Origin of the sequence: Propionivibrio limicola, from assembly GCF_009469695.1 — a bacterium.
GTDB classification, from domain to species: Bacteria; Pseudomonadota; Gammaproteobacteria; order Burkholderiales; family Rhodocyclaceae; genus Propionivibrio; species Propionivibrio limicola.
In genome coordinates this window covers 1-20599 of record NZ_SSSR01000030.1, presented here as the reverse complement: position 1 = coordinate 20599, position 20599 = coordinate 1, and the positions used below count along the sequence as shown (strand labels likewise).

Sequence of the window (20599 nt, the reverse complement as noted above, 5' to 3'; positions counted from 1 at the left end):
CGTTCGTGATCACCGGCGCCTCAAAAACCGCCGATCTTCTCAGTTCGGTGTATCAACTTTCAATCGCTGGCCTGTGTCAATTTACAACCGCTGGTGACAGCAGGCTCGTGTCGTCCTGCCAGTCGATGCGTTTGACCAGATCCCTGGCAAGCGCCCACGTATCGTCCCCGTTCTCCATCGTTTCCTGATGGGCGAGCCCCCAGAATGCCTCGTAGGTGTCAGTGTGGTGATCGATCGTGATCAGATTCGGCGCCCGCCCCAACTGACGGCGGATCAGTACCCAAGGCGCCAAGGCCTGATGATGATCATCGACGATATAGACATCCTTGCCACCCACATTCTGGTGCTGGAACAGGTCCGTCAGACTCACGGCACCAGCCATCCGCTACCGGCGCGCCACGGGCGGTTGAGAGTGCCGCCAGCCGCGATGGCCGCGAGGGCCGGCAGCAGGAAACTGCGAAGGTCGTCGACCACGATCGCCAGAGGCGTTTTGTCCAATGCGTTCTTGCGCAAAAACGCCTGCCATTGCTTTTCCTTCTGGGCGTCCAGGGTGAATTCGTCGGTCAAACCGATCGGCACGCCACGGGGAATCTCTGTGCTTCGCCGCTCGAAAGTAGCTTGGATCGCCGTGGAAAGTACAGCCCCGTCGAAATCGGAGTGTCTGGCCAGTATCCAAAGGTCAAAGTAATCCTTCATTCGGCTGTTGAGCATGCCGAGTGAGGTCAGCGCCTCCAATTTTTCGGCGACAACTGTGTAGCGGGGATAGACGCGCAGATGCGGTTCCGGCATGTCACCGAGAATGACCGGATAGAGAACCTCATCCGGCCCGGGCACGACTGCATCGCCAAAGCCAATGTCCAACTGGACTGGACAACGGGCGCCATCCAACAGAGCCAACAGGGTTACCCGAACGCCTGCGTAGTTGGCCTCCTTGCGAATCTCGTCGGCCTTCACGGACTCTGCTTGGAAGACAATGCCGTCGTCCGCCTCGATTTGACAGACTTCCCGGAATAGCGACTCGATGTGCGGAATTTCAGCCGACCCGAATCCAAGAAAATCGGCGTCATACGTGGGGCGGTGGGGTATGTCGAACCAGAGATCGAACAGCAGTGCCCCCTTGAGCAGGAACTGGTCGCGCTGCTTCGAGATGCTCAGGCGATAGAGCATCCGCTCCAGAGCGTAGCGGGTCAGCAGCAGATTGAAGTCTAGCTTCTCGGCCCGCGCCTTGTTGAGCAGCCGGCTACGGACGGAGGCTGCGACATTCTTTCCACTCATGACAAACTATCCAGATAGGGACGCATCACGTTCGCCACGCGACAGACCTTGGCATAACGCCAGAGATCGTCGCTGGTCATGCGTTTCTCGTGCCAGGCATCGCGTAGCGCCTCTAGGGCGACATCTAGGCCAATTTTGTTGCGGTACTTAAAGCAATCGGCCACGGTTTTAGCGATGCAGGTGATGCGGACGGTGACGTCATCCACAACGTGCTCCTCGACGCCTTCGGTCAGCGCCGCTCCGGAGAATCGGACGATGCGCAGCGGCGGATAGTCGAGCTTGGGTGTGATGGCCTTGTTCTCGATGGCTAGCCAGACTTCGAATGGTGCTTGCGTTGTCAGGCCGTGAAACCGAAGGGCGGAGAGCAGACAAACGACCCCCTTCGGCACCCTGCGAGCCACTTCAGCCAGCGCTCCGTGCTCAGAAACCTGGCGCCCGGGAAGCCCGTAGAGACCACGACCGACGCGCTCCAGCTGCCCCCGACGGACGGCACGGGTCAGGGATATCCGGGGAATCCCGATTGGCTCCAGATCGCGAGGACGAATCAGCCCCAGCGAGCGCGCCAGATGGATCAGTTTATCGGCAGCAGTGTCCATGTCAGGCATAGTGTTTCATAACATCGGTAGATGTCAATAACTGTCGATGGATCGGAACAGGCGTGCCGAGCACGCCGACACCATCATCGACCTCGGCAAAGCACACAGTAGATGCCAAGAATCGGTGATGCCCCATGGGGTTTTTCTGGATTCACCCTGCTGCGGCAGTCCGGACACGCACGTTCCATTTCGATTTTCGCTATGGAGCACAATCATGTCGAAGCAATGCCAATCCTGTGGCCGCCCTTTCACCCCTCGACCACAAACCCCGCACCAGACCTACTGCACCCACCCTGAATGCCAGCGCGAACGTCGCCGTCGTTGGCAGCAGCAAAAGCGGCAAGGCGACTCCGATTACCGTGACAACGACATCCGCAACAGCAAAACCTGGGCCTTGGAGAATCCTCGGTACTGGAAACAATACCGCGACGAGAATCCGGAATACGTCGGGCGCAACCGGAATCTACAGCAACAGCGCAACCAAAAACAGCGCTCGGCGTTGATTGCAAATGAGGACGTGTCAAACCCGTCTCCTCAGCTGCCTTCAGGCCGGTACCGAATAGCGCGAATCCTTGCCGATGGGACTATTGGAGGCCAGACATGGATCGTCGAAATCACCCCGCTGATGGTGCAAATGGACGGTGAAGACGTGTGATTGCAAATGAGGACGTGTGCCTCGACATCGTCCTCGCCTGTTAACGTCCCGCATGTACGTTCCCTGAACAACCGAGTGCCCCAGTCCGACTGACCTGCGTATGAACTGACCTACCGACCGTCGCGAAGGGATGCCCGATGCTCAGGGAGGACTTGTTGCGTGGAAAGGGGTGGTCACGGCAATGCAAGAACAAGACAACAATGGCCAAACTCAGGCATCCCTCTTTCGTGCCGCCCAATACGTGCGGATGTCCACTGAGCACCAGCAGTATTCAACCGAAAACCAAGCGGACAAAATTCGGGAATACGCCACCCGGCGCGGCATCGAGATCATCAAGACCTATGCCGACGAGGGGAAAAGCGGCCTGCGCATCGATGGGCGGCAGGCGCTCCAACAGCTGATCAAGGATGTCGAAGCCGGCAATGCCGATTTTCAGATCATTTTGGTCTATGACGTCAGCCGCTGGGGGCGATTCCAGGATGCCGACGAGAGCGCCTACTACGAGTACATCTGCCGCCGCGCAGGAATCCAGGTGGCCTACTGCGCCGAGCAATTCGAGAATGACGGCTCGCCCGTCTCCACCATCGTCAAGGGCGTCAAACGGGCGATGGCCGGTGAATACAGTCGGGAGTTGTCGGCCAAGGTGTTCGCCGGGCAGTGCCGGCTGATCGAATTGGGTTTTCGGCAAGGCGGTCCGGCCGGCTACGGACTGCGCCGTGTATTGATCGATCAATCGGGGGCGATCAAGAGCGAACTGGCGCGCGGCGAGCACAAGAGTCTGCAAACCGACCGCGTCATCTTGCAACCCGGTCCCGACAACGAGGTTGCCGTCGTCAATCGAATCTACCGCTGGTTCGTCGATGACAACCTGGCGGAATCAGAAATTACCGAACGACTCAACAACCAGAACGTTCTCACCGACCTCGGCCGCGAATGGACGCGTGCTACCGTGCGCGAAGTGCTCTCGAATGAGAAGTACATAGGGAACAACATCTATAACCGACGTTCGTTCAAGCTCAAGAAACACCGGGTCACCAACGATCCGGAGATGTGGATCCGAAAAGACGGCGCGTTTGAAGGAATCGTCTCCCCGGATTTGTTCTACACGGCGCAGGGCATTCTACGGGCACGATCCTATCGTTACACCGACGAAGAGTTGGTCGAGAAACTGCGCCGACTGTACCAGCAGCATGGTTATCTGTCTGGCCTGATCATCGACGAAGCGGAGGGAATGCCGTCGGCGGCGGCCTACGCACACCGTTTTGGCGGACTGATCCGGGCTTACCTGGCAGTCGGCTTCACCCCCGATCGTGACTACCAGTATCTGGAGGTGAACCAGTTCCTGCGCCGCTTGCACCCGGAAATCGTCGGCCAAACGGAACGGATAATTGCCGAGGTCGGCGGCCTCGTCACTCGCGATGCGGCCACCGACCTGCTGACCGTGAATCACGAATTCTCCGTCTCGCTGGTGCTGGCACGCTGCCAGAGCCTCGACAACGCGCGCCGGCGGTGGAAAGTGCGTTTCGACACCAGCCTCGCCCCCGACATCACCGTGGCAGTGCGTCTGGACGAGAGTAACCAAGCGGCACTGGATTACTACCTGCTTCCGCGTCTCGATTTCGGGCAGCCAGGCATCCATTTGGCCGACCACAACCCCGTCGAGTTTGAGAGTTACCGCTTCGACAGTCTCGACTACCTCTACGGGATGGCGCGGCGGATTCGTATACGGAGGGCTGCATGATTTCAGGCAACGAACATCGCCCCTTGGAATTACGGATGATTCCGCTCGAGCGCATCGACGTGCTCAATCCACGCGAGCGCAACAGTCGCGTCTTTGAGCAGATTGTCGGCAACATCCAAAGCATCGGGTTGAAGAAGCCGATCATCGTGACACCACGGCCTGGCAGCGATGGCGAGCGCTATTTGCTGATCTGCGGCGAAGGGCGCTTCAAGGCCTTCAAGACCATCGGTCAGCGCGAAATTCCAGCGATGGTCACCGAGGTCGATGACGAATCGGCCTTCATTATGAGCCTGACGGAGAACATCGCCCGGCGTAAATTCAGCCCACTGGAACTCCTGGCTGGCATCGAGCAACTGCGCGATCAGGGGTACGACAAGAAGATCATTGCCGAGAAGACCGGTCTGAGTCAGGAATACGTTCATGGCGTTCTGTATCTGCTCAAGAACGGGGAAGAGCGACTCCTGACGGCAGTCGGGAGCGGACGCATCCCGTTGCATTTGGCGATCGTGATTGCCGGCGCCGGCAGTGACGACAAGACGGTCCAGACGGCTCTGCAGGATGCCTACGAATCTGGAAAGCTGCGCGGTAGCCAATTGATTCAGGCGCGGCGTGTCATCGAGCGGCGTCGGGCGCAAGGCCGGAGCATGGGCGGCAGCATGACCTCCCGTAAACCGAGGGAGGATGTCACCACCTCAAGTCTGGTGCGTAACTATCAGCGGGAAGTCGAGCGCCAGAAACTGCTGATCAGGAAGTCCGAAACCGCCCAGCGTAACCTGTTATTCATCGTCGGCGCACTTCGACAATTATTGGCCGATGAGAATTTCACGACGCTGCTACGGGCCGAGGGCTTGGACACCATGCCCCAATATCTGGCGGATCGCGTCTGGGCACGCGGGAGTGGAACATGACGACGCTTCCTTTGGGTTTTGTCCTCGAGCCGTTGCTCTTGCCGATTTCTTCCATTCTGCCTTCCCGGAAGACGCCGGAAGGGTTGCTGACGTCCCGCAAATACAAGCAAATCCAAACATCCATCGAAACCGTTGGCGTGATCGAGCCTCTGTCGGTGGGCAAGCCCGATCGCGCAGGGCAGTACATTCTGCTCGATGGCCACACGCGCCTGGTGGCATTAAAAACTCTGGGGTTCGACAAAGCCCCGTGTCTCGTCGCCACCGATGATGAGAGCTACACCTACAACAATCGGATCAACCGTCTCTCCAGCATTCAGGAACATCTGATGATCCGGCGTGCTGTCGATCGCGGTGTTTCTCCCCAGAAACTGGCCAAGGCGTTGGATGTGGATATCAGCCATATCCAGAAGAAGTTGAATTTGCTCGACGGGATCTGCCCGGAGGCCGCCGAATTACTACGGGATCAACATTTCTCTCCGAATCTCGGCGCGGTGCTACGCAAACTCAAACCAACACGGCAGGTTGAGTGCGTTGAACTGATGCTGAGCGCAAACAACCTCACCGTCGCCTATGGGCAGGCATTATTGGCCGCCACGAACAGCAACATGCTCGTGGGCGAGACAAAACCCAAGAAAGTCACCGGGGTCACTGCTGACCAGATGGCGAAAATGGAGCGAGAAATGGGCAACCTTCAGGAACAGTTCAAATTGGCCGAACAGTCCTACGGGCAAGACATTCTCAACCTGGTGCTCGCCAAGGGCTATCTCGCGAAGCTCATGGCCAACGAAGCCATCCTGCGCCACCTGACGAAGAACCATCCCGACGTGCTGAATGAGTTTGACAGCATCGTTCGCATGGTCGCGCTGGACAAATGAGCGGCGCGCGCGGAATCGGCGATTGAAGCCTTCCAGGCAGGAAGGTGTAGTGCCGCCCATGTGGGCGATAGGCGGTTCTTTAACAATCAGGACGTATCAGGGTTGCCATTCCGACACGGATGTCCTGTTTCTGCCCGTGATCCGTAACGGCGACCGACAGGCGTGCCGCTGGCCTGCTCATTCGTGATGGTGGGCGCGGATCAGCGAACAGCGGCATCCTCTGCTGAAGTATTCTGCTGAAACAGTCATGCCGCGAAAACGACTTGATCGTTGTTCATGTAGGCAGCCAAACAAGAAGCACTTCCATTGATTAGTAGTCGTTCTTCGGAAAATAGGCGGTCATCACAGCGCCCTCCGGTTAGAAAATCCCGTACTTCTTCAGCAGCCTCCGAAAAAACATCTCAATCCGCTCATTGGCTCCATGTCCCGTTAACTCGTTCGATCCAAACCGATAGACCTCGTACCCGGCGAGCCGGAGGTCACGATCTGCCGCCACCATGTCCGCATATCGGGCCAAGGACGGCTTTCCGTCCTCCGAGAAGTGTTGCGACCCATCGACTTCCACCACCACGCGTCCAGTAGCGCTAAACAACAACAAGAAGTCCATCCGCTGACGGGGTAATCGACCAGCGCCGCCAAGTTGCGCGAGTGTGTAAGGGTCATAGTGCAAGTAGACTTGTGGAATTAAGGCTGGAACCTTGTCGCCCAGCTCCTTGAATGTCCGGTAGTACACGTTGAAGATATTCCGTTCCCCATCTGACGCCAACGATGCTGTAAGGCGCTGATATAGGGATCGCCTTGCTTCGATGTCGTCGGTGATGCCCTCATGATCTCTCCACCAGGCCACTACCTGTTCCTTGGTCAGACCGCCGCTTTCAATCGGTCGGTCGTAAATCAAGCAATGCTCTTCGTTGCGAACAATTTTGATGTCGTTGTTGATCGCATCCTGAATTACGATCTCGGGCTTGGGGCCAATTGATGCGAAGATCAGATTTTTTGGCGAGCCGGTAACCCCACCGGCAACGCATGCGACCGAAAACGTGGTGTGTCCAGAGATTGCACCGGACGGCACGAGGTGGTAGCCGTCCGCTTTCATGATTTTATTCAGCGCGTCAACAAGGCTGGTTTGCTCTTCTCCTCGGCGGGCATTTGGAGATACGACAGCTTCGATCAGTTGAAAGAATTGTCGGCGAGAGCAGGTCAACACGCCGACCACTTCCAATAGTTCGGCATTACTCCAGTCGTCGTTCCTCACACAATGCTGATAGATAGATTCCTCCAGGTTCGGTTCGTCGAAAGCCAAGCCCGGCATCTCGCGCAACGGCCACAAACGGGATAACTGCTCAACCAGTGGTAAATCCCCGAATAGATCGATCCCATTGATCGTTTTCAAGATGGATCGGCGCGTCAGCTCCGTGACCTCCGAACCACGGTCGGCCTCATCAAGCAAGCGAAGGAACTCGCTCAACGAAAAATTCGAGTAATCCTGTTCGACCTCGCGAGCAATCTGAAGCAATCGATGGTTGTTCAGTCCTTGTAATCGGCTTCGCACATAGGCGCGCTTACTCGCGTGTGCCTCACTCCCGTTGCCTTCCGAAAGCCCAAGACGCTCGCACACAGCCGGTAGATCGTATGCCTTGACTGCGTGCAATGACTCGGCGACACATTCAATCAGATCCACTCGCTTGCCTTTGGGGAGAGCGTTGTCTCGTGGTTGCCCCGCATCCAATTCCGGACTGGCAGCGATGGCCATCAGATTATCTCCATACGCGGCACGCTCGCCTCGGGATCGATCTCCCAGTTGCTGAAGAGTTGCTCGGTTCCAAGACTCTCCTGAGGAATCCAGCGATCCGACGCCCAGAGCGCGCAAATTTCATCAGTCAGTTCTGGTAGCCACCGTTGGGCACCTTCTTGATCACCGCTCGCTCTGATCACTGGGCTACGCCGGATCCCATGATCAAGCGCGAACCGATACAGATCAATCGCTGGGCGGACAACGGCCCCATGAGTTTCGTTGAACCGGAGCGGGATCAAGATACCTGCGGGATCAACGTCGCCAAAGTATAGGGTACCGTTGCCACGGCATTCCCGGATTACTTCATGAAGAGCCAGACCGCTGGAACAGAATGCCTTGCCCGCGCCATAGACAACGCCAGCATAGCGCCGGACCCGCATATTCCATTCAGCCAGGCTCCAGTATGTATGGTGGTTCTCCACAACAAGCACCGGCTGGTCAGGCGCGTCAGCCATCCGGTATGGCAGCGGGTGCGGAACCAGAAAAGCGCCAATTGAGGCGATAGGCAGGCGCCCAGAAAAGAGCGCATTCTCACGGACTCGGAGATCAAGATACTTCTCGTCACCGAAGATCTCCAATGATCGTTCTCGTAGAGGGACTGTCAGGAATCTCCCCCGCCGACGGAGCAACCAATCGTTAATGGCCCGGGCAGTAAGGAGCTCGCTTGTGGTCAAGTCCGTCCAAAAACCAAGCTCCGGAAGCCAGGAAATACCTGACCAATCACCCACATGCGGGGCTTCAGCCTGGGTGACAACAGTGACAAACTTCGGCATCGGTGGATTGCCAAGCTGCTCGAAGCTGCCTTGGGCAGGCAATGCTATCCGACCCCGCGCCTCCAATGCTCTCAAGGCGGCCAATAGCAATGCATCCCGTTCGGGATGCTGAATCTGCTCTGGGTGTGCATCCAACCATTTGCGGCGCAGATCCGCTAGGAGGACGCGCTTCCGCCGACTGTTGCCGAGTGTCAGAAAAAAGCAGTCGGTCATGCCGTCACCATATCGCGTTCTGCCAGGTCATCAAAGGCGGCTGACACCATCTCGATATGTGATCGCCCCGTCTTGCTGTTTGCACCGGATTTCCTCAACCGGATCACACGACGGAATCCGGCCAGAACGTTGTAATCAGCGTTAGCCGTAAAAAATACCAGTTGCACCCCAATCTCTCTGGCCAGAAGCCTCTGAGCGTCGATAAGTGCCCGGGTCTGAACTTTCGCAAAAGGGTTATCGAGGATGAGGGGGCCGCCGCCACCGCGCTTAGCACGTGCCCGGGTATTGGCACGCAACTGGCTGATCAGCAGGTAGAGGAACATGGCGATTACAGTACCTTGACCTCCCGAACTCTTGAGATCGCTGGCGAGGTGGTACTGGTGGGCTTCGTTCTGCTCCATCTTCAGCACCTGCAAGCCGAGCTCTTGGCGACCGCTGACTGCAACGAGACAATGCGAAACAAGATCTGCCCCTTTGGCCGGAATCACGTTGCTGTCAATCACGGTGTTTAAATACTGACGGATCGCATCTTTCCTGGCATCTACAGAGACACCTGTAAACGATGCCCTCATCTTGAGAATCTGTTTACCGCCTACATACGGAGTCGTAATCGGCATGGTCTGTGCGCAAGCACGATTCAGCAGAGCGATGCCCTCGTAGGTCAAGTTGTAGAGTTCGCCAACGCAGTTTTCAAAATCTGGCTTCATCCCTTCCAAGGTATCTCGGGTCGCGCAGATCCGATCTTCAATCAGGTCGCTAATCCTGGCTCGGTCCGAGCAGGCCGGGTCAAACTCACTATCCGCAATATCACGCGCCAGTTCGGGCTCGGCGTCGATCAGCTCCTTGGATGTTGCAGCTTTCGTGAGAACTCGGAAAGCTTCGCGTGCTTTGCCGCGGAGGGTATCGAGCTGACTATCTTGTTCTCTGAATCTCGAGACCAGTCCGTTGGCAAAAGCAGCCACGTCCTCTGGGATAACGACAGGTACAGGATCGGGGATGTCACACGGCACGGCTGCCATCAGGGTTCCATGAAGCGTTCCGACCTGTTTGGCATCGCTCTCAGCCTGGGCCGCTTCGCTACGAGCTCCCGCAGCTTCTTGCACTGCTCGAACACCAACACTGTCAAGACGCAGAATCTCTGTCCGCACTTCCTCAATGGTGGATGCCAACTCCTCGTCCGACTGCTCTTGCATTTCCGGCGTTGGCAACGGCTTCTGCTTCTGCCCCTTCCAAAAGGCAGTGCGTTCCGCCTCTATCCCCGCTAGGGCCCGCCCGGCCGCTTGGCTCATCTCATCCAATCTCTGAACGTCGATTTTCTGGTCGCGAAGCGCACTTTCAAAATCGAGGGTACGATGCGGCTCTAGTTCCGTCTTATCCAGATCAGAGAAGTCGACGCTATAGGCGGCAGCTGCTTTCTTACTCTCCTGACGCGCGTTTTCCAACTTCTCCGCAAGAACTCCAAGACGATCTCGCTCTTGCGTTTGTAGGGGCGACACGGCGTCAGCATAGGTTCCACGCAAGGTTTCAATACCGCGAGGATTCGTCCGGAGCTGTTCCTCTGCGGGATAGGCAGCATCTCGATGAGTAATTTGAGCGCGCTCAGAAGCCAAGTCATGCGCTTCCCGCTCGTGCCGCAACCTATCCTCCATTGCGTGGCGGCGGTGTTCATCGGCCTCACTGCGCTGTTCCTCAAACTCATCGATTTGAGCTTGTTTTGCCTCGAGCAGCCCCTGCACTTCCCCCAAGCGAGCAAGCTTGGCCGCCAAGGGGAACTCCCAGTCGCGCTGATAGTCTTGAATGCGTTGGATAGCGCCCTTTAGTTTTTCAATCTTTGCGGGCAACGGCGTAACCTTAGTGGCGAGCTCCTTCCCAAGGTTCTGTGCCTGATCCGCTTGGGCGGTGAATTCCTGCTGCCGGTTTACAGCGGCCAGTTCTTCGTTCTCCAGGCGACCAATCTCCGCTTCTGCCTGCCGCAAGCGGGCTGCGCCAAACTCTATCTGGTACCGACGATGTTTTTCACTTGCAGCAAAGCCAAGATCTCGCCGTTCTTCGTAAGCAACCAACTGTTCCTCGACATCCGCAATACGTGCGTCCAGCGCTGTCAAAGCCTGCTGGGCCGATTCCTTGTTGTAAGCCGAATCATCCTGGGGTGCGAGCACAAGGCGATCAGCAGAGTTCGCAGCCACGTCTACAGACGCCACCGCGACCGTAACCGGGGCCGACAACTTGAGCTTCAGAGTTGGCATGAGCTGTTGCGCCTTGGCCCATTCTCCCTGTGCCACGTTGACGCCAAGGAATCGTGCTGGGTCCGACAAGACAAGTGCTCGTGCGTCCTCAACGTCGGGACGCAGCTCGGCCACGTAAGTGTTGGCGGCCCGGGCAGATCGAATACCCGCCCCTTGAAGCTGCCGTACAACTGCGTCGATGTCTGCTCGCCGGCCAGCCAGACCGGTTTCTACAATCGAACCGCGGTCCGCCTTGAGTTGCGCTAGGCGGATATTCCGATCTGCTATCTCTCGATGCGCGTCGGCCAGCAAACGGTCGAGCGCTTCCGACAGCATCGGCGAGTCCGGATCGGCCTCATCGGCATCGGCTGCCGTACGGAGCACGGCCAGTTGCTTCAGTTCATCCCGCAGAGCCTCGCCATCCGCGAGGAACTTGCGGTGAGGCTCCTGAGCAGTCTTGGCCCTGCTAGCCTCTATCGCGGCGTTGCCGGCTTCCTTGCGTAAGCTGCGCTCCAGCTCCTCCTGAATAGCGCGCTGCTCGTTAATGGATTGCAGGATCGCCTCCTGCTCCTCGACCTGTTGTTCAAACTGCCTCATTGCAGTTTCGGAATCAGCGTCGTCCGACTCCAGCAGATGATCCTGAAGCAGGCGGTCCCGCTGACGCTCGCTGGCCGCTTGAAACTCATCGAGCTGGCCCTTTTCCGCCGAGAGTTCGCGTATGACTTTCTCTGCAACGGCCTTTTGCCCATTGATCGCCTCGATTAGCGCACCAGCATTGGCTTCCGTGGCTTTTGCTTTCTCCATTCGTCCAAGAGCGATCTTCTCAGCGGCGGACAGCGCACAGCTCAGGAGAGCCCCCTGAATTTCAGCCTGCTGCCGTGCTGGTTTCAGGCCCTCACGTTCGCTCTCCAGCAAGGCATCCAACTCGCTCACGCGCGCCGCGGTCGCCTCGACATGCACCAATGCCCTAGCTCCCTCCATACACTTCAGGAGATGCTTGCCATCGACGTACGCATTCTTCGACGCGTCACGAGTATGCGTTGCCGTTGCGACCCTGCGGTCGTACTGTAGGCCCAGCATTGCCAGGACGTCGGCCTGTAGCAAGGTGGCGGTATCCGTTGATGTCTTGGCGATGCACTCCTGAACTTCGGCATATGCCCGCTTTTCTTGGGCACTCTGGTGAAGTTCACCATGGCGCAATAACAATGCAGCCGCCAGGCCTGCAGCTTGCCGCTGCGTATCCTTCTGCGCTACGTCGGCGGCCTCGTAGAGGGTGGCGGCTTCCGAAAATGGGACCATCACGGATTGCAGTCGCGTCAGCTGTTCCAAACGACGCTCGTACTTGGGCTTGGACTTCAGCTTGTCGGCTGTTTGTGCGACGGCGTCTCTCACCGTTGCCGACTTCTCTGGATCAAGCGTTAACAGGAGGAATCGGCGGAGCAAGTCCGATTCCGTGTTGAAGGTCAAGAAGCCATCTTCCATTCCCCCTTCGCTGCTGTTGAAGTCCACCTGCATGCGCAGCAGCTCGATGTCGAGAAGCCTGATGTTGCCAAGATGCTTGATCCAATCGTCCTGAATCTTGGTGTGGAAGAAGTCCCCCGCCCGCTTGCCTGCATGGTGCATCCATTGCACGAATTCCTGCATGCTCCGAACAGGTGCCATCGATAGCCCCGGAGCGGGGATGGCTTCCAAACCCATGCCATCGACTGCTTCGAAGGCGAAAAACCACCGCTCAACATCGGCACCGCGCTCTGCACTCTCCTTCAGCGCAACTACCTGGCCGACGACAAGCTTGTAATCAGACATCGCTGCTGCGCGCGCCGGCATCTCCCATTCCATCACGATGAATGAGGGGCGACCATCCCGAGCGAAATACTCCGCGAACCGGTGATTTTTCTTCTGCAGGTGCTGCAGCCAGCGCTCCTGCTTGGGTTCGAAGCAACTAAAGACGTAGGACAGCAGCGACGTTTTTCCGCCAGCATTTTCCAGGTTGAAAATCACGTCGGTGGGTTGCTGAGTGTCCGGATCAGTGAGATCAAACAGGAGGTTTTCGTACCAGGCCGTGGGGCTACCAAAATGGCTGACGTAAAGGCGGGAAAGGCGTTCCATGAGGGCTTCTCAAATCGTGATTGATTCTCGGGTAAGCTCAAACAGACGAGGCAACGTCAATTCGCGCAAGTGGACCCGCAACCGATGTGTGGCGGTATAGAGCGTCTGAGTTTCGTCTTCACTTTCCCGCTCCAGTCGTACCAGCCCATACTCGGCCATTTGCTTAAGCGCCAGCTTGACGAACCCCTCGACCGAATTCGTCGAGGCGCGTTCAGCTTTTGGATTGACCGACGGAAGGCGTTTCAGCAATGCCCAGCCGGGCAGGAGTTCTTCCGCTGACTCATCCGACATCTCCGCATCGGCCAGCCGGTTCACCAAGCTGATCAGCGTGTCCCGGAAGCGACCGACCGTTGCCGGCAACGGTGTCTTCGCATCGTCTTCCAGTCTATCGGTCGTTGGAAAGAAGACCGCGCTGATCGTCAAATGTGCCATTACCAGTGCGACTTTTTGGTCGCTGCTGAGATGTTGGCGCAGATCGGTGATGCGTAAAGAGAACCGACTTTCCCGACTTGATGGCGCGACGATCAAACCGCGCTCACTTACGTCCAGAATCGTCAATTCCAAACCGCCAGCTGCTTCTTCCACAGCTTCAGTAAAGATTCCATCGGCACGGTACTTGGCCAGCAGTTCGCGGTACTCCAGATCATTCGCAGGCGAAAGGCCTAGGTGAAGAGCCTTGTACAGCAGGCGCGTCGCCTCACGTTGCAGTCCGGCCATGCAGCCCTCTCGGATCGAAGCGCAGGTTGTTTCCCTGCGCAATATTGGAAATAAATACGCCGTCTGCGTGTGCCTGCATCATCGGGAACAGGGTTTCGCTGTCTGGAAAACTGCGGTACAGCGCGTAGGCGACACACTGCTGCTCAAGCTCTGTGAACCCATCATCTTCCGCGGCGATAAGCAGCTCGTCGAGCTTCCAGCTTCCGCCCAACGAGAACTTGCTCTTCAGCCAGAGATGCACGCGCTCGGTGACGTCTTCCGGGAATGGATCAACGTAAACCTTGAAAGGAACGACCTCTCCGGTCTCGTCATCGTCGTCAAAGACATCTTCTACGGCCCTGCGCTCCAGAAGTAGTGCCAAGAGGTTGGAAAGATCAGGCGCCTTCGGTACAACAGCGGGATACAGACTCAGCAGCAGCTCGTCGGCATTTCCCCCGAGATGTTTTGCAGGGCACCGTATCGCGTCCGGCAGCAACCTGGATTCGAAGTCCGGGAGGCCCGAAGGCTTGCGAGCCCGAAACGCCGTCGCCTGGGCATCCATGAATTTGTCGCCAGCTCCCGTAACTTCCAGTTGGAGCTGCGCCCGCACCGTACTTGCGCTCCTCAGAACGTCGTGGAGTCGAACAAGTTGTTCGCGAGTTCGAACGTCATCAACCTGAACGAGTTGCTCGCGCACAGATTCCTCCATGCGGCGATCTTCTTCTTGTCGTGCATGAATGTGGGTGCGTGCCTCGGTAATACGGGGGCCAATATCGCGTGTCCAAACGACTGAACCCGGCGCACGCCAGGCCTGATTGATGAAATCACGCAACTGCTGACGGTGCTCGATGGAGAGCATGCGAGCACGGCGTGCGAATTCATAAGCCTGGTCAAACCGGCCGCGCTCAATCAACAGCTGGAGCATGCGCTCGACAAGAATTTGGTGATCCTCGACCTCCAGATCGAGCATCCCCATCAAGACCAAATACCCCTCAGCGGTAGGACGATACCGATAGGTATCTTCGAGATCCGGCTCATAGGTGGTGAGCCGGAATCGCATAGTCCGGGTTTCTCCTGTGGGCGCGTGAAAATAGTCGTAGGCATGCTCTTGGTAATTGTTTGACGCGTTGTCGAGCGAATCAAGAACGATTTCAGCGACACGGTTTCGCTGCGCAAGTGTTAGGGCTGCCTTCATCTGCGCAACCACCTGAGCAAGATACTGCTGGACTTCAACCAGTGTGTATCCGACCGCGACAGCGGTGCCTTCCATCATGTAAGCCAGCGCGGCGAGGCTGAGGTAATGGGTATCGAGACCGTCAAGCAGTGACCCACTGTTGCCGTTCGAGAATTTGTTTTTCGTTAGCTCGAGCTGAAACAGGGGGCGCATCAGCAACAGATTCCGCTGTTGCGGGGTGAGGTCGATCAACCCATCGGCCAATTGACCAGATGAGTTGGAATGATCGATCTCTGCTTCAGGCGCGCCCATGCCAGATTTGGGCCGTTGAAACGGCGCGATCAACTTGCAGGACAAAATGGACCACAGTCATCTGCCTTCCACCGCCAAAATGGTAATCATAATGATTCTAACAAACGTTGCCAAAACATCATATGGACACATTCTAGAGCGTCTAATATACTTCGCGCAACAATCTTCATGCGCTTCCTTTACCAACGGACGGATCAGCCAGGATGGCGAACGAACAGCTAGCAGACCTGACCCAGCCGCAACGCGACCGCCTCGCGTTCATAGAGCTGCGTGTGCGCTTTGTTGGGGAGATACGTCGGCAGGACTTGGTAACGCGATTTGGCATCCAGTCCGCAGCGGCAACCCGCGATTTGGCGCTTTATAAAGAAATGGCCCCCGGCAATATTGACTACGACGCCAAGGGCAAGTCCTACGTCTTGGGGCCAGATTTCCGGCCTGTGTTTAATTTTCCTCCGGAGCGGGTGCTGTCTTGGCTAACCCAGGGCTTTGGCGATGGTGAGCCGATGCGGCTAAAGGCATGGGTAGTCAGCGAAAGTCCATCGCGCATCACACACCCTGATCTCGATGTGCTGGCAAGCGTAACGCGGGCGATCCACCAAGAATGTGCGCTTGCTGTTGACTATCACTCGATCTCAAGCGGCAAGTCAGAGCGGGAAGTTGTCCCATTCGCGCTGATCGACAACGGTCTGCGCTGGCACGTCCGCGCTTTCGACCGGAAGTCGCAGGAGTTTAGGGATTTCGTCATCACCCGCATCAAGAACCCTGTTGTGCTCAAGGGGCAACTGGTATCGCCCCACGAAAGAAGCGATCAAGACATCCAGTGGACCCGGATCGTCGAGTTAGACCTGGTTCCGCACCCCGATCAGCCTCGACCCGAAATCACCGAAATGGACTACGGCATGCGCGATGGGGTACTACACATGAAGCTCCGTGCTGCCACGGCCGGGTACATTTTGCGCAAGTGGAGCGTGGATTGCTCCCCCGATCACAGTCTGCGCGGACCTGAGTATCGGCTTTGGTTGAAAGACCATCTTGCCATCTACGGGGTGCGAAATGCTGTACTGGCCCCAGGATATGCGGCGCCTGAAACCACTGGCAAAGGAACTGAATGTGACTGAACAACAGATACCGCTGCCCCGGTCGGCCACGCCGAAAGAATGAACAAATTACGAGAATTGAGATGAAAGAATCCTACCTGCCGACACTGCTGCAAATGAGGCTACTCATTGGTTTCCTCGGCGAGCGCGCTCAATACGATTGGTGGCCAACAGCGTTTCATGAGACATCAAGCCGGCTTTTCCTGGAGCCGGTCTTCTCAAAAACGTCTCGTCTCGCTCAGTACCACGGTGTTCTGGAGGCCGCGAGACGTTTGCACGATGAGCATCTGAGTGTCGGCAGCTATCACCTTTTCCGCTTGCCCGAGGAAATCGAGCAAGACCTGCACGCTGCTATGCAAAACAGTGTGGGAGAAGAACTCATCAGCCACATGCCAACAAGCAAGGAGGCTGCGCTGGATGGGTTGAAGCGATTGGCAGCAACGGGCGGCACGTCCAACGTGGGACCAATGGCGGTCGGAAGCATCAAGGATATCGACGCCACAGACACCCTAAAGGTCATCGCAGCGGCCTATCTTTCGGCATTTACTCAGAACGCCAAAACCTATCCATATCTGGTGGGGTGATCGTGGGCGACAACACAACACCCTACACGACTCAGTTGCAGGCAGGTCTTGGTCTCGTCAATGAGACCAAGACGCTGCTCGAGTTGTGGTCGTCAGGCATGTCGGCAAACCAGTTGTACCAGGTGGCTTTGGAATCGGGGCGATTCCCGACCGTGACGGCACGCCGGCTCCGCAATATCGTTGTTGAATGCTTCGCTCCACGTTACCTGGTGTCGGGCGGCGCGCCGGCCGCACACCTCAAGCGTCTTTCCGCAGCAATTTCCACGGCCGACTTGACGCAGCTCATGCTCGTTGTTTACGAGCAGAGCCAATCCGATCCTTGGCGACTTCGTGCGTCACGTTTATTGGTCTCGGTATGCCGGTGGATATACCCAGATCACCAATGACGACGCTCGCACCTTTGTTGAGCGTGGCATCGATGACGGCAAGACGGTCAAACGATGGTCGGAAACTACGGTACGACGAGTGTCCGCCTACCTGACCGGATGTTGTGCCGACTACGGAATGCTTGAACGTGGGTTGCGTTCGAGCCGCCGCATCCTGCCATTCCGCATTTCACCATCGGTCGCCGCTTACTTGGCCTACGAACTACATTTTTCTGGCGTCGGTGGGCGCCGAAACTTCGGCCATTTACGACAATCTCAAGTGGGCGCAGGAAGTGAAGCGCGTGCTCGACAACGGGCTCGACAACACCCTACGAGACTTGCAGGCACATCGTCGCGACATCGAGGCCTTGCCGGACACCGGAGTGCCGGGTGAGCTGCGCCGCGAGGTAGCCGAGGATCTGGCGACCTTGTCGGAGCGCTTGGGCAAGGAGGACTTCTACAAGCACACGGCCGACTTCAACTCGCAACTCACCCATCTGAAGGGTCGGGTGCGCGACGCGGTCATCACCCTGTCTGATCAGCAGAAGCTGCGCCTGAAAGAAGGCGTCGAGGAATTGCAGCGTATCCCCGAGTGGGAAGAGCTCACCCAGGAAGAACGCGGCAACGCCGTCAATCGGCTGGATGGGCTTGCTTTGGCTGCGACGCAGAATCTGGTGGGACTCAAGAAGCTCCTGGCACGCGACTACGATATCAACAGCACCCTGGAGGAGCTGAAGCGCTCGATCCAACGTCAAGGACAGGAACGACTGCGCCAGCGCATGGAGGAAGAACGGGCCAAGTCCGGGGAGAAAGGACCGTCCAAGCTCACCCGAAAGGTTGCCGTGCCAGCCAAGATCACCACGGCTGCCGATATCGACGCAGTCATCCAGCAACTCCACGAGATCAAGGCACAGGTCGGTCTTTACTCAGAGATCGAGGTGACTTTCTCCGTCGGTAATGGAGGCGAGCAGTAAATGGCCTTCGACCAAACAACAAGAAACCGCCTACAGCGCTTCGTCAACGACGCGCGCCGGGTGCTGGAAGAGGAATTCACTCGCCAGCTGCAGAACGACTACGGCATGGACCCGAACTCGGGCACTGTGGCGGAGCTGGCCAGCCTGCGCCATATCAACGACGCCCAGCGTGAAACGGCCCGCATCCTGCGCGACACCCTGGCCCACTACACCGCCAGTGGCGACATGAACGCTATACAGGGGCTGGATCGCATCGTGCGTGAGCAGGCCTTCACCGTGCTCAACCGCCTCGCGGCACTGCGCATGGCCGAGGCGCGTGGTCTGTTGGTCGAATCGGTCGGTAACGGTTTCCAGGCCAAGGGCTTTCAACTCTATGCGCGGCTGGCTGGCACAGGTCTGGGCGAAACCGGCGACGCCTACCGCGTGTACTTGTTCAGCGTGTTCGATGAACTCGCGCAAGACCTGCCGGTCCTCTTCGACCGCTACTCACCGCAGGGCCGCCTGTTCCCGCGCGAGGCGGCGCTGCTGCAAGTGTTGAACCTGATTAACAATGCCGACATCGCCCCGCTGTGGAGCGAGGACGAAACCATCGGCTGGATCTACCAGTACTTCAACTCGAAGGAAGAGCGCAAGGCTATCCAATCACGCAGCAGATCACCAGGCATAAGCAAGTTGCCAGCAAACTCGTCTGCTTCGCGCTCAATCTGGCGAAGGCCATCGATGCCGGTGTGAACGCTCTGGCTGTCGCAATTGAAACTTGGCTGCTGATTGCGATGCAAGATGAAGTGACCCAACTCGTGGGCAATGGTGAAGCGTTGCCGCTCAGGTCGAGCCTTGCCGTTGTAGGCGATACCCCAAACCGCGTGGTCATCTGGATCGCGCGCCAGCATTCCCTCGAACGTGTCGCCATGAATTTCCATCGGTGGCCTAATCTCCCGAACACCCGCCCCATAGGGCGTGTCCGGCAGCATCTGCCGGACGATATCCAAGTCGATGGCGTCAGGCATGCCCTCGCTGTACCAGGCCCGCAACCACTTGATGACATGACTGGAAGCAATGGAACCCGTCAGGGTCTGCGCTGCGCTCAATCCTCAGTCCCCGCTTTTGCGTGAAAACATCATCTTGAGAACGTCCTGGTAGTGCCTCTTCTCTTCCTCTGTCATCCCGGCGTACTCGCGAAAGAAGGCGACGTCCTCGGGGCTGGCTTCGGGAGCCTGCTGCATGGGCGTGCCCATTACATCCTCCATCGTCACGCCGAGCACCTGAGCGATCTTCTGAATCCGCTCCGCTGTGGGGCGCTGCCCATCCTTCATTTCCAGTTCCCAGATGTATGCCTTGGTACAACCGACCGCATCGGCGACCTGCTGCAGGGTCAATTTCTTCGCCTCGCGCAAACGCCGCAGGCGAGCTCCGAACTCCGAAGCCATGGCGATGCTCCCGTAGTGAAAAACCAATCAGTGGATAAAAGCAAGGCCGATAGTATAGCCACGTGATACACAAAAGGTCTAGATGTGCTCCTTTGATTGACAAGCGGAAATCCGAGGTTCAGAATCGCGCTTGTATCTCGTAGCTTTACTTGTGAGATACGCATGTTCAGTAACCATGTCGCTGGCCAGTGCATTCCGAACCTCGGTAGCAGACCTCCGACGCCGATCCAGAAAGGACGAACAAGATGAAGAAGACCTTTGTCGACGTGATGCTCGAGCTGCCGGTGGACGCCACGCTACGTGACTTCCTGACGGGCCATGGCTTGTCAATGCCCGAAATCGATTCGGGCGACGCAGCTGATGCCAACCAGACCTTGGTAGAAGCGGTCACCGCGTGGGCCGACACGGATGCGCGCGACCGGATGGTGGCCAACTTGATGGCCAGCGTTTCGCTGGGTGACGAGGCGGGCCGGCAGGCGTTGTTCGAGGCCGCAATGGCCGACCCGGCAGCAGTGACCGGACTGGCGCTGTGCCAAAGCGACCTTCAGCGCTCTTTCTGGCTCTACACCCATCACCCGACGCTGTTCGAGCGCGCTAGCGATTTCGATTTCTGGGCGCATCACGGCACACAGGCCCAACAATACGACCTGGGCGTCAAGCGCACGCCGATCGACATAGAAGTAGCGATGACCGGGCTGCGCCAAGCTGTCACCAGCGGTTGTAAATTGACACAGGCCAGCGATTGAAAGTTGATACACCGAACTGAGAAGATCGGCGGTTTTTGAGGCGCCGGTGATCACGAACG

At 57.4% G+C, this 20599-nt stretch carries 19 protein-coding genes and 1 pseudogene; 10 read left to right on the top strand and 10 right to left on the bottom strand.

Features of this window, described 5'->3' with window-relative positions:
- Positions 1–76 precede the first annotated feature (76 nt).
- From GH659_RS14365 to GH659_RS14355, 3 genes are read right to left on the bottom strand one after another with little or no spacing between them, the layout of a single operon-like run.
- Entirely contained in the window at positions 77–370 is a 294-nt protein-coding gene (locus GH659_RS14365; protein ID WP_211364270.1) for a peptide arginase family protein, read from the bottom strand.
- Positions 367–1275, bottom strand: a complete 909-nt coding sequence (locus tag GH659_RS14360; protein WP_153112127.1) for a nucleotidyl transferase AbiEii/AbiGii toxin family protein — start codon at positions 1273–1275, stop codon at positions 367–369. The genes GH659_RS14365 and GH659_RS14360 overlap by 4 nt, the downstream gene beginning before the upstream one ends.
- Positions 1272–1880: a type IV toxin-antitoxin system AbiEi family antitoxin domain-containing protein gene (locus GH659_RS14355; protein ID WP_211364269.1), complete on the bottom strand. Its 609-nt coding sequence runs from the start codon at positions 1878–1880 to the stop codon at positions 1272–1274. Before GH659_RS14355 ends, GH659_RS14360 begins: the two co-directional genes overlap by 4 nt.
- 205 nt (positions 1881–2085) lie before the next feature.
- Between GH659_RS14355 and GH659_RS14350 the strand changes: the two genes are divergently transcribed.
- The 4 genes from GH659_RS14350 (at position 2086) to GH659_RS14335 (ending at position 6050) form a co-directional block, all read left to right on the top strand.
- Positions 2086–2526, top strand: coding sequence for a hypothetical protein (locus GH659_RS14350; protein WP_153112126.1), 441 nt, complete (start codon positions 2086–2088; stop codon positions 2524–2526).
- A 130-nt stretch (positions 2527–2656) separates the two neighbouring features.
- On the top strand, positions 2657–4267 hold the full coding sequence (locus GH659_RS14345; protein ID WP_343030111.1) for a recombinase family protein: 1611 nt from the start codon (positions 2657–2659) through the stop codon (positions 4265–4267).
- Positions 4264–5175, top strand: coding sequence for a ParB/RepB/Spo0J family partition protein (locus tag GH659_RS14340; protein ID WP_153112124.1), 912 nt, complete (start codon positions 4264–4266; stop codon positions 5173–5175). The genes GH659_RS14345 and GH659_RS14340 overlap by 4 nt, the downstream gene beginning before the upstream one ends.
- A complete protein-coding gene (locus tag GH659_RS14335) occupies positions 5172–6050 on the top strand; it encodes a plasmid partitioning protein RepB C-terminal domain-containing protein (protein ID WP_153112123.1) in 879 nt (292 codons plus the stop codon). Before GH659_RS14340 ends, GH659_RS14335 begins: the two co-directional genes overlap by 4 nt.
- Before the next feature lie 358 nt (positions 6051–6408).
- Here the strand turns inward: GH659_RS14335 and GH659_RS14330 are convergent, their stop codons facing one another.
- The 5 genes from GH659_RS14330 to GH659_RS14310 are packed head-to-tail and all read right to left on the bottom strand — an operon-like array spanning position 6409 to position 15347.
- Positions 6409–7803: an AbiJ-related protein gene (locus tag GH659_RS14330; protein ID WP_153112122.1), complete on the bottom strand. Its 1395-nt coding sequence runs from the start codon at positions 7801–7803 to the stop codon at positions 6409–6411.
- Complete coding sequence (locus GH659_RS14325) at positions 7803–8831, bottom strand: DUF2220 family protein (protein ID WP_153112121.1); 1029 nt, start codon at positions 8829–8831, stop codon at positions 7803–7805. Before GH659_RS14325 ends, GH659_RS14330 begins: the two co-directional genes overlap by 1 nt.
- On the bottom strand, positions 8828–13165 hold the full coding sequence (locus tag GH659_RS14320; protein WP_153112120.1) for a coiled-coil domain-containing protein: 4338 nt from the start codon (positions 13163–13165) through the stop codon (positions 8828–8830). The genes GH659_RS14325 and GH659_RS14320 overlap by 4 nt, the downstream gene beginning before the upstream one ends.
- Before the next feature lie 9 nt (positions 13166–13174).
- Positions 13175–13882: a hypothetical protein gene (locus tag GH659_RS14315; RefSeq protein WP_153112119.1), complete on the bottom strand. Its 708-nt coding sequence runs from the start codon at positions 13880–13882 to the stop codon at positions 13175–13177.
- Entirely contained in the window at positions 13863–15347 is a 1485-nt protein-coding gene (locus GH659_RS14310) for a hypothetical protein (protein WP_153112118.1), read from the bottom strand. Before GH659_RS14310 ends, GH659_RS14315 begins: the two co-directional genes overlap by 20 nt.
- 203 nt (positions 15348–15550) lie before the next feature.
- Between GH659_RS14310 and GH659_RS14305 the strand changes: the two genes are divergently transcribed.
- From GH659_RS14305 to GH659_RS14290, 5 genes and pseudogenes are all read left to right on the top strand, one after another.
- Complete coding sequence (locus GH659_RS14305) at positions 15551–16465, top strand: helix-turn-helix transcriptional regulator (protein ID WP_153112117.1); 915 nt, start codon at positions 15551–15553, stop codon at positions 16463–16465.
- 62 nt (positions 16466–16527) lie between these two features.
- Positions 16528–17028 carry a BrxE family protein gene (locus GH659_RS14300; protein ID WP_153112116.1) on the top strand — a complete coding sequence of 167 codons (501 nt, stop codon included), beginning with the start codon at positions 16528–16530 and terminating at the stop codon, positions 17026–17028.
- 2 nt (positions 17029–17030) lie between these two features.
- Positions 17031–17414, top strand: a complete 384-nt coding sequence (locus tag GH659_RS14935; protein ID WP_211364267.1) for a BrxA family protein — start codon at positions 17031–17033, stop codon at positions 17412–17414.
- Positions 17359–17550: pseudogene (locus tag GH659_RS15175) on the top strand (BrxA family protein); the annotation flags it as partial. The gene GH659_RS14935 and the pseudogene GH659_RS15175, both read left to right, overlap by 56 nt.
- 85 nt (positions 17551–17635) lie before the next feature.
- Positions 17636–18367: a hypothetical protein gene (locus GH659_RS14290; RefSeq protein WP_246167890.1), complete on the top strand. Its 732-nt coding sequence runs from the start codon at positions 17636–17638 to the stop codon at positions 18365–18367.
- Positions 18368–18966: 599 nt separating this feature from the next.
- Here the strand turns inward: GH659_RS14290 and GH659_RS15170 are convergent.
- A complete protein-coding gene (locus GH659_RS15170) occupies positions 18967–19257 on the bottom strand; it encodes an ImmA/IrrE family metallo-endopeptidase (RefSeq protein ID WP_425499997.1) in 291 nt (96 codons plus the stop codon).
- A 201-nt stretch (positions 19258–19458) separates the two neighbouring features.
- Positions 19459–19794: a helix-turn-helix domain-containing protein gene (locus tag GH659_RS14275; protein ID WP_153112115.1), complete on the bottom strand. Its 336-nt coding sequence runs from the start codon at positions 19792–19794 to the stop codon at positions 19459–19461.
- 245 nt (positions 19795–20039) lie between these two features.
- Here GH659_RS14275 and GH659_RS14270 point away from each other — a divergent pair, with 245 nt between their 5' ends.
- Positions 20040–20540 carry a hypothetical protein gene (locus tag GH659_RS14270; RefSeq protein WP_153112114.1) on the top strand — a complete coding sequence of 167 codons (501 nt, stop codon included), beginning with the start codon at positions 20040–20042 and terminating at the stop codon, positions 20538–20540.
- Positions 20541–20599: the final 59 nt, after the last annotated feature.